At 58.5% G+C, this 12950-nt stretch carries 14 protein-coding genes; 13 read left to right on the top strand and 1 reads right to left on the bottom strand.

Annotation, left to right across the window (positions count from 1 at the left end):
- The first annotated feature begins 109 nt into the window (after positions 1–109).
- The 4 genes from ACR3EQ_RS24145 to ACR3EQ_RS24130 all read left to right on the top strand — a co-directional run bounded on the left by ACR3EQ_RS24145 (position 110) and on the right by ACR3EQ_RS24130 (position 3737).
- Positions 110–742, top strand: a complete 633-nt coding sequence (locus ACR3EQ_RS24145) for a TetR/AcrR family transcriptional regulator (protein ID WP_170614049.1) — start codon at positions 110–112, stop codon at positions 740–742.
- A 284-nt stretch (positions 743–1026) separates the two neighbouring features.
- A complete protein-coding gene (locus ACR3EQ_RS24140; protein ID WP_480492377.1) occupies positions 1027–2181 on the top strand; it encodes an acyl-CoA dehydrogenase family protein in 1155 nt (384 codons plus the stop codon).
- Positions 2182–2368: 187 nt separating this feature from the next.
- On the top strand, positions 2369–3172 hold the full coding sequence (locus ACR3EQ_RS24135) for an SDR family NAD(P)-dependent oxidoreductase (RefSeq protein WP_480492375.1): 804 nt from the start codon (positions 2369–2371) through the stop codon (positions 3170–3172).
- A 178-nt stretch (positions 3173–3350) separates the two neighbouring features.
- Positions 3351–3737, top strand: a complete 387-nt coding sequence (locus ACR3EQ_RS24130; RefSeq protein ID WP_170614046.1) for an acyl-CoA thioesterase — start codon at positions 3351–3353, stop codon at positions 3735–3737.
- Between the two features lie 296 nt (positions 3738–4033).
- Here the strand turns inward: ACR3EQ_RS24130 and ACR3EQ_RS24125 are convergent, their stop codons facing one another.
- Positions 4034–4951: a LysR family transcriptional regulator gene (locus tag ACR3EQ_RS24125; RefSeq protein WP_170619340.1), complete on the bottom strand. Its 918-nt coding sequence runs from the start codon at positions 4949–4951 to the stop codon at positions 4034–4036.
- A gap of 103 nt (positions 4952–5054) precedes the next feature.
- Here ACR3EQ_RS24125 and ACR3EQ_RS24120 point away from each other — a divergent pair, with 103 nt between their 5' ends.
- The 9 genes from ACR3EQ_RS24120 (at position 5055) to ACR3EQ_RS24080 (ending at position 12791) form a co-directional block, all read left to right on the top strand.
- Positions 5055–6014 carry a tripartite tricarboxylate transporter substrate binding protein gene (locus ACR3EQ_RS24120; RefSeq protein WP_170619341.1) on the top strand — a complete coding sequence of 320 codons (960 nt, stop codon included), beginning with the start codon at positions 5055–5057 and terminating at the stop codon, positions 6012–6014.
- A gap of 73 nt (positions 6015–6087) precedes the next feature.
- The gene (locus ACR3EQ_RS24115) at positions 6088–6558 is read left to right on the top strand and encodes a tripartite tricarboxylate transporter TctB family protein (protein ID WP_170619342.1); all 471 of its coding nucleotides are present in this window, start codon (positions 6088–6090) and stop codon (positions 6556–6558) included.
- A 5-nt stretch (positions 6559–6563) separates the two neighbouring features.
- Positions 6564–8078 (top strand): tripartite tricarboxylate transporter permease, encoded by a 1515-nt coding sequence (locus ACR3EQ_RS24110; RefSeq protein ID WP_170619343.1) that lies wholly within the window; start codon positions 6564–6566, stop codon positions 8076–8078.
- The gene (locus tag ACR3EQ_RS24105; RefSeq protein ID WP_480492373.1) at positions 8038–9171 is read left to right on the top strand and encodes a lyase family protein; all 1134 of its coding nucleotides are present in this window, start codon (positions 8038–8040) and stop codon (positions 9169–9171) included. The genes ACR3EQ_RS24110 and ACR3EQ_RS24105 overlap by 41 nt, the downstream gene beginning before the upstream one ends.
- Before the next feature lie 92 nt (positions 9172–9263).
- Positions 9264–9710, top strand: a complete 447-nt coding sequence (locus tag ACR3EQ_RS24100; RefSeq protein WP_170619345.1) for a DUF2141 domain-containing protein — start codon at positions 9264–9266, stop codon at positions 9708–9710.
- A 46-nt stretch (positions 9711–9756) separates the two neighbouring features.
- The gene (locus ACR3EQ_RS24095) at positions 9757–10305 is read left to right on the top strand and encodes a TetR/AcrR family transcriptional regulator (RefSeq protein WP_480492371.1); all 549 of its coding nucleotides are present in this window, start codon (positions 9757–9759) and stop codon (positions 10303–10305) included.
- A complete protein-coding gene (locus tag ACR3EQ_RS24090) occupies positions 10302–10547 on the top strand; it encodes a hypothetical protein (RefSeq protein WP_170808052.1) in 246 nt (81 codons plus the stop codon). The genes ACR3EQ_RS24095 and ACR3EQ_RS24090 overlap by 4 nt, the downstream gene beginning before the upstream one ends.
- A gap of 28 nt (positions 10548–10575) precedes the next feature.
- Positions 10576–11730 carry an aromatic ring-hydroxylating oxygenase subunit alpha gene (locus ACR3EQ_RS24085; protein ID WP_480492370.1) on the top strand — a complete coding sequence of 385 codons (1155 nt, stop codon included), beginning with the start codon at positions 10576–10578 and terminating at the stop codon, positions 11728–11730.
- A complete protein-coding gene (locus tag ACR3EQ_RS24080; protein ID WP_480492368.1) occupies positions 11727–12791 on the top strand; it encodes a 2Fe-2S iron-sulfur cluster-binding protein in 1065 nt (354 codons plus the stop codon). The genes ACR3EQ_RS24085 and ACR3EQ_RS24080 overlap by 4 nt, the downstream gene beginning before the upstream one ends.
- Positions 12792–12950: the final 159 nt, after the last annotated feature.

Here is a 12950-nt window from a genome sequence, read left to right as displayed (position 1 = left end):
AGTTTTGATGCCATCAAACAAACAGAACGTTCTGTTTGTCAACTGCTTCGTGTCGCATCAAACCTTTCGAAATCGCAAAGGGGCAGACCGAAGCTGAATAAGGTGGAATATGGCCAACAGCAAACCGACCAAACGCGAGACCAGGGCGCAAAAGTCGCGGCAGACGATCCTTGAGGCGACGATGCGGTGCCTCGTGAAATACGGCTACTCCGAAACCAGCACGTCGCGTGTGTGCAAAGAGGCAGGGCTTTCGCGCGGAGCTTTGACCCACCACTTTACCTCGAAGACCGCATTGATGGTGGCGACCAGCGACTGGATCATGCAGGCCTCGATCCGCTGGCTGGCTGGCCGCGAAAACCGACCTGAGCAGACAATCGAGAGGGATCTGGAACGGCTTTGGCGGCAGGTCATGAACACCGACGCGATGCGCGCCCTGCACGAGATTCTGGTGGCGATCCGCACGGATAAAGAGCTTGCGGACCAGATCCACGACTCGCTGCTGGACTGGAACGACACCATCAATGAAAACGCATTGCTTCATCTCAAGACGACGGATGGCGACAATGCGAAATTTATTCGCCTGTGGACCATCGCCCGAATTTTCTATCGTGGCTTGCTGACACATGACTCATTTGTCCGGAGCGAAGCTGAGACCGCGGAAATCGTGCAGGAGTTCATTTACCTGCTGACCCCGCATCTGCAACGGCGAAGCGAAGTGCGGCTGGTGAGTTCCGAAAGCTAGGCAGTCATGCCCCAGATCGGGCACTGTAACCATTTTGAGGGGATTTCGATGATGTTCACACAAAGACACGAAGAATCCCGACGTACTTGCGAACGTTGAGCAGAGACCGAGATGAACCTTTGCAAGGGCCTTCCCCGGCCATGAGACTTTCAAATCACTGGACACCCGGGAGATCAAGCGGGTCAAAAGATCGGTATGAATGGCTCGACACGGTCAAACTGGGCGCGACCAGTGCATTATCCGAACAGCCGGTTGAGAAAGTACTGAATGGCTAGGAGGCCGAGATGGCGCTGATTTCACCCTTTATGACACCCGAGCGCGAACACTTCCGGGACAATTTCCAGCGATTTGTCGAAAGCGAGATTCACCCCCACATCGAAAAGTGGGAGGCCGACAAAGCCGTTCCCGCCGAACTGGATGAAAAAGTGGCCGAATTCGGTGTGTTCGGCTTTGGGGTGCCCGTAGAATACGGTGGGATGGGAATGGATGATGCCTTTCTGCGTGCCGACTTCAACGAAATGATCTTTGGCTGCGGTGCATCGGGGGTGGCGGCGGCCGTGGGCGGGCGCGCGATTTCAATTGCGCCGATGGCGCGGTTTGCATCAGATGACTTCCGCACCACCGTTCTGCCCGAAATTATCGCGGGCAGGATGTCGTCTTCGCTGGCGATCACTGAGCCCAGTGGCGGATCAGATGTGGCCAACATGCGCACGACCGCCACGCGATCAGGTAACGGGTGGGTTTTGAATGGTGAAAAGTGCTTTATCACCGGCGGCATGGCCTCGAAGTGGTTTGTCGTCGGCGCACGGACGGGCGATGCGGGTCTGGGCGGTATCTCTCTGTTTCTGATCGAAGCCGGCACACCAGGCTTTACCCGCACTAGAGGCGAAGAAAAGATGGGTTGGCATTGTTCCGAACAGGCCTCTTTGTTCTTCAAGGATTGCCACGTTCCCGCCGACGCGCTGATCGGTCCTGAAAACCGGGGCTTCCTTGCGATCATGGAAAACTTCAATCATGAACGGCTTGCTTTGATCGCCGGTTCGCTGGGCATGATGAAGCTGTGTTTCAACGCCTCCCTGGACTGGGCGCGCGAACGAAGGACCTTTGGCAAACGCCTGATCGATCATCAGGTCATCGCCCATAAGTTTGCCGAAATCTCGGCCCGGATAGACATGAATCAGGCCTATCTGGATCAGATTTGCTACACCATCAACGCGGGCCAAATGCCTGCCGCCGAAATCGCAAAGGCGAAGGTACAGGCGACGAAATCGCTGGAATTTGTGGCGTCTGAATCGATGCAGATCTTTGGTGGCGCAGGTTACATGCTCGGCAATCCGGTCGAGCGCGTTTATCGCGAAGTCAAGATCATGGCCATCGGCGGCGGTTCGGAAGAGATCATGCGCGATCTGGCTGTACGCCAAATGGGCCTAACCACATAACCGTCAGCCGGCGCGAAAGTGTATTGCACAGGTTGGATCGGGTGGCACTCAACTGGGCGGGTCGACCGGTACGGCGCTAACCGACGCGATAAACTACCCGCGACCACATCGACAAAAGAAGTGCCGACCCTCAGGATACACGCGATGGTTTTTGCGACGAAGCGAAGCAAGGGAGAGGCGGGGTAGCATGGGCAGGACGTATCAGGACAGGTATGGCAATTGGGCGATGGTCACAGGTGCCAGTTCCGGAATTGGCGCCGAATTTGCGAACCAGCTTGCGGCTGCCGGGATGAACCTCATCCTCGTGGCGCGCCGCGCCGACGTGCTGGACGCTATGGCCAGCGATCTCAGCGCTCGCCACGGAGTGGAAGTACGCTGTGTCGCCGCTGATCTCGGAACGGAGGCCGGCATCGACGCGGTGTGTACCATCCCCGAAGAAATCGGTCTGTTGGTTCATTCTGCCGGTGTCGAGGTGAACGGCGCGTTTGAAACGACCGATGCGGATCAGGGAATGGCATTGCTGCGGCTGAATGTTCTGTCGACCTTTCGCCTGACCCACCACTTTTGCCAAGGAATGCTAAAGCGCGGACGGGGCGGGATCGTTCTGGTCTCAAGCCTGTCGGGCCACATGCCGAACCCCTATTTTTCAAACTATGCAGGCAGCAAGGCTTACGTGTTGAACTTCGGCGCATCCCTGCGGGCCGAGCTTCGGCCGAAGGGCATTGACGTTCATGTCCTGTCGCCCGGACCGACCGATACCCCGATGGCTGCCGGTACCGGGTTGGATTGGAGCAAGGTTCCATCAAGCGTTATGAATGCAGACGCAGTTGTCACCGAAGCGCTCGGCAATCTGGGTGGCAAGTTCCTGACGGCTCCGGGGCTGATGAACAAAATGACCATATGGATGGCCAAACACAGCCCGACGGCCATGTTCGGTCGCATAAATGAGAAAGTGCTGAAAAAAGCCCTACCGCCGGAAAAGCTCGGGTGAAGAACTGCGGCGATCACAGCTATGGCGACGTCAGGGAACGTCTTATAAGGGAACCCAGGGAACGTCATAACGGCCTGCAACGCGCGACTGAACAGTGCAATCCACCTCTGGCGCTCATGGCAGGACAAGAACTTCCGGACATGATGACCGTGTCCTGAACCGAAGAAGGGCACAAAAGATGAGCAGTGAAACTCCGAGAGGTGAACTGACCTTGCGCACGGCAGCAATGCCGGCGGACGTCAACGTTAACGGCGATATCTTTGGCGGCTGGGTTCTCAGCCAGATGGATATCGCTGGTGGAATTGTTGCAGCTACACGTGCGCAAGGCCGCGTTGCCACAATCGCTGTTGACGCGATGAAGTTCATACGTCCGGTGAAAGTCGGTGACGTGTTATGCATCTACGGAGAGGTGTCGCGTGTGGGCCGAACCTCAATGGCCATATCCATCGAAGCCTGGGTTTTGCGCGGCCTCATCGGCGTCCGTGAAAAGGTGACCGAAGCGATCTTCACCTTTGTTGCGATCGACGAGAATGGAGTTCCGCGTCCGGTTCCAAGCGCTGAATAGGGGCTGTCACTGGCGTTTGCGGTATCCAACTTTGTCGGGAAAGTTAGAATTTGACCGTTTTGGAGCGGTACTGGAGTGCGCTTCCAAAATTCGAACTGCTAGAAACTGTACTAAGGCTTTCATGCCGGCACAATTCACATGCCAGCCGGTCAGGAGAGTTCCTGCCTGAGTTCGCTAGATCGATAACAACTACTAAAAACGCGAGGATTTCTACCGCGCACCTCGATTGGAGCGCGATTTCCAATCAGGCAAGCCAGTCAGGTCCACATTAGTCGCCTGAACGGTAAGTCGGTGGATCAGGACACCTCGCTGCGCATGGTGTCGCTGGAACGGCATACGCGTTTTACGTGCTCCACCAACTTGTCCTGGAACTGCTTGGCCGCCGATCCCGACTGTTGATACTTCGGAAGCAACATTCCAAATGTCATCCATTTTTCCGGCTCGATCGGGATTGATACCAAGCGATCCCCGAACGACGCCGCCACCATCTCATCGGCGATCGTGATACCTGCACCTTCGGCCACCAAGGCACAAGCAAGTTGGGACGAGGACACTTCGTGGGTCACTTCGGGCGCAACGCCAGCCGAGTTGAAAGCGTCGTCCAACTGATCCCGAAGCAACAAGCCCTGCATCAGGCGGATGATCGTTTCACTGGCAAGCTGCTCTGCGGTTATCGATGCCTCATTGGCCAAGGGATGATCCCGGGGCAGAATTGCCAGGGCTCGCACGCGGACAAGCGGCACCGTTCTGATGTCCGGATGGCTGACCGGCAGGGCCGCTATTCCAATATCATACTCGCGTCCCGCCAGCCATTTGCTCGCGTCCCGGCGCGCGCGGACGTCCAAGGTCACACTCACTTCGGGGTTTTCCCGGGTGAATTGCGCGACAGCGGGTGCCGACAGAAATTGGGCGATCCGAGGCATCGTCACAACCCGAAGGCTTTCGGTGCGACCAGCGCGGATTTCGGCTGCAATGCGGGGAACCTCATCCAGGTTATCCAGAATGCGCCCGGCTTCGCGGTAAAACGCGATCCCCTCGGTGGTGGGGGACAGGCTGCGCCCGCTGCGGTCAAACAGCCTAAGCTTCAGTTCTGCTTCCAAACCGCTGATCAGTCTGCTGATGGCAGGCTGACTTAGATGCATGATGTCCGAGGCCGCCGCAATGGAGCCTTCGGAAAAAGCATGGCGGAAGGCGCGGAGAGCTTTGATGTTCATCGACAGGACTCTTTCATTATTTGCATTATTTAATGCTACATTTGCAAAAATCGCAATCAAATGGCCTGCTAGAAAGGCTGCGTCACTTTTTGGAGGAGCCCACATGAAACGCAGAGCATTCCTTGCTGCCGTCACAGCGGCGACCGCGCTGGTCGCAACGGCAACCGCCAGCTTCGCCGCCGACTGGCCGAAACGCCCGATCAATATCGTGGTACCCTATCAGGCCGGGGGCGGCACCGATGCCTATGCGCGTGCCATTTCCGCCGCTGCAGAAGGCGTATTGGACGTTCCGGTGGTCGTCGTGAACAAACCCGGTTCCGGTGGCCTCAATGGCGCCAACGCCGTGGTCGGGGCCAAGCCTGATGGCTATACGATGATGATGACCTCGGGCGGGTCTTTCCTGCTGTCGACCATGACACGCGACACAGACATTGATGCACTGGATAGCTTTGACTTCGTCGCTCAGGTCGGCCAGCTGCAGACCTCGCTGATGGTACCCACAGACAGCACCTATCAAAGCGTAGAGGACGTTATTGAAGCGGCAAAGGCAAACCCTGGGTCATTGCGTTGGGCCCATTCCGGGCGCGGCGGGTTCCATCACGTGGGCGGTCTCGGGTTCCTGGCCAACAACGGAATCGAGGCGCAGGATGTGCCGTTCAAGGGCGGCGGCCCGACCCGAGCTGCGCTGATTGGCGGACAGGCCGACTTCGGTTTCCTCGGGGTGCAGCAATTGCGCGGTTTTGAAGAGCAGCTTCGCGCACTGGCCGTCAACAGCGCCGAGCGGGACAATATCATGTCCGATGTTCCGTCCTTTGGCGAACTGGGCGTTCCCTTTGCCGCGGTATCGTCGCCGGTGATCGTTTTCGCGCCCAAGGGAACGCCGGCCGAAGTGGTTTCCGCCATGGAAACGGCGCTGGCCGAGATCACGGCAAAGCCGGAATTTGCAGAGCTTCTGGCAAAGCGCGGCACCGGTCCGGTCTTTGCGACAGGCGCGGATGCCAAGGCTACGCTGACCGCGATGAAAGCGGATGCCGTGCCGCTGGTTGCGACTCTGAATAACTGAGGTGGGCAACGGCCGGGGCGGACTCAGCTTCGGCCCGGCCGCTCCACCCGAGATGTTTCTGAAGGAGAACACCATGCGGGACGTGATCGAGGGATTTGTACTCGCGCTGTTGTCATTGGTCGCGATCTGGGGGGCCTGGCAGGTTCCGGCTGCAAGCCCCGGAGACACATGGGCCGGGATCGTGCCCTTTGCCGCATCGGTTGCCTTGCTCGCCCTCTCGGGCCTGGTACTGATGAACGGGCTGCGCCTGGTGCAGGCACGACAGGCCGCTGTTGAAGAAGGCGACACGGGCACGCTGAACATCCTGATCCTGTTTGCCATTGCTCTGATTTATCAGCAGTCATTCCGCTGGTTCGGCTACGTCCTGCCCACAGCCATCACCGCGCCGGTGGTTCTGTATATCTTCGGTGTCCGCAGTCGGATCGGGCTGGCCATATCCGTGATCGTCTGCCCGCTCATCTTCCACATCATCTTTTTCGAGTTGCTCGGCGTCTTCCCGCCTTATGGCGAGGTGTTCGATCTGCTCGACTGGTTCCGAGGGTAGACACAATGGAGATCTTTCCCGCCCTTCTGTCGGTCATCACCGATCCGACACTCCTGTTAGCCATTGTTCTGGCTGCTGCCGTCGGCATGATCGTCGGTGCCACCCCCGGCCTGACCGCCTCGGCGGCCATCGCAATGCTGCTGCCCATTACCTTCTACATGCCGCCTCTGTTTGCATTGGCGTTTCTCTATGTGATTGGCAAATCGGGGCGTTATGGAGGTTCGGTTGCCGCGATTCTGTTCAATACGCCCGGAACGGCGGCAAGTGCAGCGACGCAGATCGACGGCTATCCGCTGGCCCGTGCAGGCAAGGCAGGTAAGGCGATGAAGGTTGCGACGATCTCGTCGGTTATCGGCGATTTCATGGGGGACATCCTGCTTGTGGCGGGTGTCGGCTTCATCGCCGCCATCGCGCTGAAACTCGGCCCGCCCGAAACCTTCGCCATCTACTTCGCGGCCTTCGTGGTGATCGGGTCCGTGATCGGAAAATCCATCACCAAGGGCCTGATCTCGGCCCTGCTCGGCATCTTTGTGGCCATGGTCGGTCTCGACCCGATTTCCAGCGAAGAACGGTACACGTTTGGTTCGTTTGATCTGTCGAATGGTATCGGACTGGTGCCTCTTATGATCGGCGTCTTCGTTCTGGGCGAGGTTTTTGCCCAACTGGAAGAGCGCAAGAAGACCAAAGGTGAAGTCAGTGGAAACAAAAGCGACCCTACCGGGCACAGCCTGACCTTTGAAGAATATAAACCCTGTATCCCGCACGCCATTCGGGGCGGATTCATCGGCGCGGGGATCGGGGTTCTTCCCGGGCTCGGCTCGGCCATTGCGGCCTTCATTTCTTACGGCGAAGGCAAGCGCCGCGCCAGGAACCCCGAGCAATGGGGCAAGGGTGCGCTGGAAGGCGTCGCCGCGCCCGAGGCCGCCAACAACGCGGTGTCCGGGCCGTCGATGGCGCCGCTGCTGACGCTTGGCATCCCGGGTTCGACCATCGGGGCCATCCTGCTGGGCGTTTTCCTGATCCACGGCGTTCAGGTCGGACCCACCCTGTTTCTCACGGACAAGGAACTGGTCTATCAGCTTTTTGCCTGCGGGATGCTGGGAATCTTTGCCTACGGGATCATCGGCTACTTTGGGGCCACGCAGGTTGCGCGCCTGATCCTGAAGGTTCCGGTCAACGTGCTCTATCCGCTGATCTTTCTGACCGCTTTTGTCGCCGCCTATTCCGCCCGAGGTTCGATGTTCGACGTGACTGTCATGACTGTGGCCGGGTTTGTGGGCTGGCTGATGCGCAAATTCGACTTCAACGTGGCGGCCTTCGTCATCTCTTTCGTCCTAGCGAAGGGGGCCGAGGAAACCTTCCGCCAGGCGCTGCTGATGTCCGATGGCGGCGCGCTCATCTTTGTCGAACGCCCCATCGCCGCCGGATTCCTGCTGCTCGGCCTTTTGGCTATGGGGTTCCGCATTCGGTCAATCATGAATGAACGGCGTATCGCCGACGGTGGACTGGGCGATGCTTGATTACCGGATCTACCGCAACTGCTTTTCCTCCGCTGAAATGCGCAGGATCTGGTCCGAGCCCGCCACCATCGCTGCGTGGTTGAAGGTCGAACAGATCCTTTCGCGCTGTCAGGCCGATCTGAACCTGATCCCGACCGAGGCGGCCTTGGCGATCGAAGCCGTGGGTATCTCTGATCTGGATACCGAAGCACTGGCTGCGGAAATGGATCTGGTCGGGCGCCCCATCGTGGGGCTGGTGAAACAGATTCGGTCATTGGTGCGCGCGCATGCAGATCACGTTCACCACAGGGCGACCACACAGGACATTATGGACACCGCCATGGTCATGCAGATGAAGCTTGGCCTTGCGGAAATCGAGATTGGCATCAACCGGCTGCTCAAACTGCTGGACGGACATATCCGCGACCACCCTTCGACCTGGCTGATGGGGCGCACCAACGGTCAGCATGCGGTTCCCATGAAGCTGGCCACCAAACTGGCGGTGTGGCGGTCAGAACTGGCGCGCCGCAACAAGGCGATGGAACAGGCTTCGGGTCGTGGCCTCAATGTGCAAATCGGCGGCCCGGTTGGTGACCTTCGAGGCTACGAGAACGCAGAGGGAGAGAGGGTCAAGACAGCGGTTGCGGAAAGCCTGGGGCTGGGCAGTGTCGCGCCCCACTGGCAAAACGCCCGCGACGGGATCGCGGATGTGGTGACTGCACTGGGATCACTCTGCGCCACGCTCTGCAAGATCGCCCACAATATCAACCTTCTGTCCTCATCCGACATTGCCGAGATCTCTGAAGTACATGCCAACGGCAAAGGCGCGTCCTCATCCATGCACCATAAACGCAACCAGCGGGCTTCTGAATTCATGGAGGCGGTGTCGCGCCTCGGCCGGCAGAAAGCGGAACAGATCGGGGAAATCACCCTTCACCAACACGAAAGGTCCGGCGGCGCTTGGATTGGAGAGTGGGTTATCGTGCCCGAAGTGTTCCTGCTGACATCAGGGGCACTACACTGGGCGCAGGCGTTGTTTGAAAACCTGACCTTTCATCCCGAACGAATGGCAGAGCACTGCACAGCGTCGGCCGAGGCCGCCCGGATTCGTTGATGCTTGGCGTTCCAAAAAAATATTCTGTCATCATTGACAATAAACGGGGGCCACCCTAATTATTGTCAACGTTGACAACTTTTGGTGACCCGATGCAACCTTTCAAACTTGTCTCAGTGGCGGCCCTTGCTGCTGCCACCGCAGTCGCAGCCATTGCGCAATCGTCCGAAACCGCACCGCTTTCGGTGACTGTCGACGGGCTGCGGAATGGCAATGGCGCAGTGATCGTGGCGGCCTTCGATCAGGCCGCTGGTTTTGAGACGATGGACGTGGCCACGGCGATCGCGATGGCCCAGGTCCCTGCTGCCGGTGCAACGGTCTCGGTCACGTTTCACAACCTTCCGGCTGGCACCTATGCCTTCGCCGCGATGCACGACGAGGACCTGGACAGCGATCTGGACATGAAAGGCGAAGTGCCGACCGAAGGATATGCGTTTTCCGGCATGGGACGACGGGGCTTGCCGCCAAAATTCGAGGATGCGGCTGTCACCACTGGCGCGACGGCCAAATCAACATTGCAGCTGAAGTACTGGAACTGACGTGGCCGGGCGCCCTTCAAACCGAGACGAACGCTGTGCACAGGTGATGAACGCACTGGTGCGTTGCGTGGCACGTTTCGGGCTTCAAGGCGCATCGCTTGCGCAAATCGCCGACGATGCGGGGCTGACCCGGCCACTGATCCGACACCATCTGGGCAATCGGGACGAAATGATCATGGCGTTGCAGGACTATGTCCTGCGCAGCTTTGCCGAACAGACCGAAGCGCTGTTGGCCGCGCTTCCGGAAGATGGCGCGGGGCCGGCTCTGGTCGAGCTTCTATTTTCCGACACGATGGAATCGACTCCGGACATGGTGCTGGCGTTTGCGGCACTGACAGCGCGTGCCGCAGAAGATGCGGACCTGCGCGCCGCCTGCCGAGACTCCCTTCTGGCGTTCGAGGCCGCGATTGCAGGTATTTTGAGCACGGACCATCCACAAGCCGACCATCACGCGATCGCTGTCGCGGCCCATGGCATCGTTGCGCTATATCTGAACGTGGCGTCTCTGGCACCGTTGAACATGCCGCAGGAGTGGCCGCAAGCCGCACAATCCCTCGCGGGCAACCTGCTGGAAGGATTGGAAAGCCGCTCATGATCCAGATGCGTCCTCTCAACTACATCGCTTTCGCCGTGCTGATGATTGCAACAGTACTTGGCTATCAATCGCTCTGGGGGCTGCTGTTCCTGTTTTGGACAGTCCAGAGTTACCGCACGGGCTATGCGTTTTTGTTGTCTGAAGTTACGCGGGACGAAGACCCCGTTCTGTACTGGTTGATCCAGGTTGCCTGGGTCGTCTTCGGTATCTTGCTGATAACCGCCGATTTTCTGCCCGGCTAGGGCTCACACCAATCTTGGGAACACCCGAATGACCCGAATGCTTCACCTGCTGCCTGTCGAGGCCTACACTTCGCAAGAGTGGTTCGATCGCGAAATGCGCGAGATATTCTCGAAAACCTGGCGTTATGCCGGGTTCATGGAGGATGTCAGCGAACCCGGCCAGTACATCACCGTTCAGGCCGGGCTGAACAACATTTTCGTGGTAATGGGCCGCGACAGGCGACTGCGCGCGTTTCATAACATTTGCCGTCACCGCGGCACGCAACTGATCCGGGCCGTCGGCAAGACGCAAAAGGCGCTGTCATGCCCGTATCACGACTGGACCTATGACCTTGAAGGCAACCTGATCTCGGTGCCCGAAGAACAAGAGGAATTCGGAAAGGTAGATAAATCCTGCCTGGGTCTGAAACCCGCCAGGGTCGACATCTGGAAATCGATGATATTTGTGCATCCTGACCCGGGCGCGCCCTCCATCGCTGAATGGTTCGGGCCGGTGGAACCGCATATCGGCCCGCACGTACCCGAGGAACTGGTCGAATATGAAGACCTGAACAACAGCTACGAGATCAAGGCCAACTGGAAGGTGGTCGTCGAAAACTACATCGACGTCTACCACCTGAGCCACCTGCATTCGAACACGCTGCAAATGTACGATCACAAGGCCGCGAAGTACCACTGGGAAGGCCCCCATTACATGTTCTGGGAACCCCCGGTCGAAGACTTTCTGAAGGATCAGGAAAGCAAGCTGATTGCCCCGCGTGTGATCCCCGAGGACATGACTGGCGCATGGGTGCCGATGCTGTTCCCGGGGATTGGGTTGGCTGGCTCCGAGGACGGTTGGAACATCTTCATCATTGAGCCGCTCGGCCCCGAACTGACGCGAGTGTCCAACCGGGGGCGGGTGTCCAACAGTTCCGGCTGGGAGTTTGCCAAGCACTCGATGAAATCCTCGAATTTCTGGACCAAGTTTGGCCTGAGCGGCAAGTACGAAGCCCATGACGCCATGAGCGAGGATGACCCGATGGTCGCGGGCGACTTCACGGGGGAAGACATCTACGCATGTGAGCAACAGCAAAAATCGCTGAAATCGCCTTATTTCGAAACCGGTCCCGCAGCGGTTGGGGAAAGCCCGGTCGTGCAGCATCAGAAAGTCGTTCTCGAATGGTTGGGGGACGCCAAATGAACCAGCGAAACTTCCACCCGCTGACCGTTCTCGATACCCGCGAGGAAATCGGCGGCCAGGCCAAGACAGTCATGTTCGACGTGCCCGACGCCCTGCGCGAAACCTTCGTCTGGCGGCCCGGTCAGCACCTGTCGTTCCGCTTCGTGGTGAACGGAGAGGAGCAAAGGCGCAGCTATTCAATCTCCTCGTCTCCGTTCACGGGTGATCCCCTGCGGATCACCGTAAAGCGTGTCCGGAACGGCCTCGTCAGCAACCACGTCAATGACACTGTGAACAAGGGCGATGTGATTGATGTGATGCCACCTTTCGGTGGGTTTTTCCTGGACCCCGGAGCGACAGCGCGGCGTACCCATTACTTTTTTGGCGCAGGTTCAGGCATCACCCCGCTTTACGCAATGCTTAGTTCAGTCATGGCGGCCGAGCCCAATTCCTTCGCGCATCTGGCTTACGGCAACAACAACGAGCACTCTGTCCTGTTGTTGGACGAGCTGAACGCCCTTGGGGAAGCCAATCCGGATCGGATGACCATTCACCATGTCTTTTCCAAACCCGGTTTCTGGTCCTCGGCCGAGTATTGGCGCAGAGGTATCATCGACGAACCCGCGATCGAGGCGCTGATTGCCGAAAACCCGCCCTATGCACAGGACGCGCAGTATTACGTCTGCGGACCCGGCGGCATGAACAAGGCCGTGAAAGCATCGCTGATGTCGCTGGATGTTCCTGCCAATCGCATCCACATGGAAAGCTATGGCGGCGCGGTAGAGATTGACACCACTGTCGAAGGTCTGGCTGCCAAGGCAGAGATCACGTTGGGCGGCGTCAGGCATTCGGTCGACGTGGCCAGCGGCCAAACGGTTCTCGAAGCGGCAAAATCCGCAGGACTGAAACCGCCCTTTTCCTGCCAGTCCGGGGTTTGTGGTGCCTGCCGTGCCAAGCTGGCAAAAGGCGATGTCCACATGCGCGCGCGAATGGCGCTGGAAGACGCAGACATTGCAAAAGGGGCGATCCTGACGTGCCAGTCGCTGCCGCAGACGGACACCCTATCGCTCAGCTATGACTGATCGCATTAAGAGCAAAAGGTGAGTCGTTCTGCGCAACCCGTTGCACCATCTACCAGACTTCACCTGCGGCACGAATGGCCTGTGCCGGGGCGGGCAGGGCCGTCGATAGAGCGGTCTGCCCGTCGTGAAGGTGTGTCTTCCTTGTGCCAAAGCCCTTCC

It is taken from the genome of Ruegeria sp. AN11, assembly GCF_056536005.1.
This window is presented reverse-complemented; position numbering and strand designations above follow the sequence as displayed.

Excerpts from the sequence above, each read along its gene's own strand:
- ACR3EQ_RS24145 (WP_170614049.1), top strand. The coding sequence starts at position 110 with ATGGCCAACAGCAAACCGACCAAACGCGAGACCAGGGCGCAAAAGTCG.
- ACR3EQ_RS24140 (WP_480492377.1), top strand. The coding sequence starts at position 1,027 with ATGGCGCTGATTTCACCCTTTATGACACCCGAGCGCGAACACTTCCGG.
- ACR3EQ_RS24135 (WP_480492375.1), top strand. The coding sequence starts at position 2,369 with ATGGGCAGGACGTATCAGGACAGGTATGGCAATTGGGCGATGGTCACA.
- ACR3EQ_RS24130 (WP_170614046.1), top strand. The coding sequence starts at position 3,351 with ATGAGCAGTGAAACTCCGAGAGGTGAACTGACCTTGCGCACGGCAGCA.
- ACR3EQ_RS24125 (WP_170619340.1), bottom strand. The coding sequence starts at position 4,951 with ATGAACATCAAAGCTCTCCGCGCCTTCCGCCATGCTTTTTCCGAAGGC.
- ACR3EQ_RS24120 (WP_170619341.1), top strand. The coding sequence starts at position 5,055 with ATGAAACGCAGAGCATTCCTTGCTGCCGTCACAGCGGCGACCGCGCTG.
- ACR3EQ_RS24115 (WP_170619342.1), top strand. The coding sequence starts at position 6,088 with ATGCGGGACGTGATCGAGGGATTTGTACTCGCGCTGTTGTCATTGGTC.
- ACR3EQ_RS24110 (WP_170619343.1), top strand. The coding sequence starts at position 6,564 with ATGGAGATCTTTCCCGCCCTTCTGTCGGTCATCACCGATCCGACACTC.
- ACR3EQ_RS24105 (WP_480492373.1), top strand. The coding sequence starts at position 8,038 with ATGAACGGCGTATCGCCGACGGTGGACTGGGCGATGCTTGATTACCGG.
- ACR3EQ_RS24100 (WP_170619345.1), top strand. The coding sequence starts at position 9,264 with ATGCAACCTTTCAAACTTGTCTCAGTGGCGGCCCTTGCTGCTGCCACC.
- ACR3EQ_RS24095 (WP_480492371.1), top strand. The coding sequence starts at position 9,757 with ATGAACGCACTGGTGCGTTGCGTGGCACGTTTCGGGCTTCAAGGCGCA.
- ACR3EQ_RS24090 (WP_170808052.1), top strand. The coding sequence starts at position 10,302 with ATGATCCAGATGCGTCCTCTCAACTACATCGCTTTCGCCGTGCTGATG.
- ACR3EQ_RS24085 (WP_480492370.1), top strand. The coding sequence starts at position 10,576 with ATGACCCGAATGCTTCACCTGCTGCCTGTCGAGGCCTACACTTCGCAA.
- ACR3EQ_RS24080 (WP_480492368.1), top strand. The coding sequence starts at position 11,727 with ATGAACCAGCGAAACTTCCACCCGCTGACCGTTCTCGATACCCGCGAG.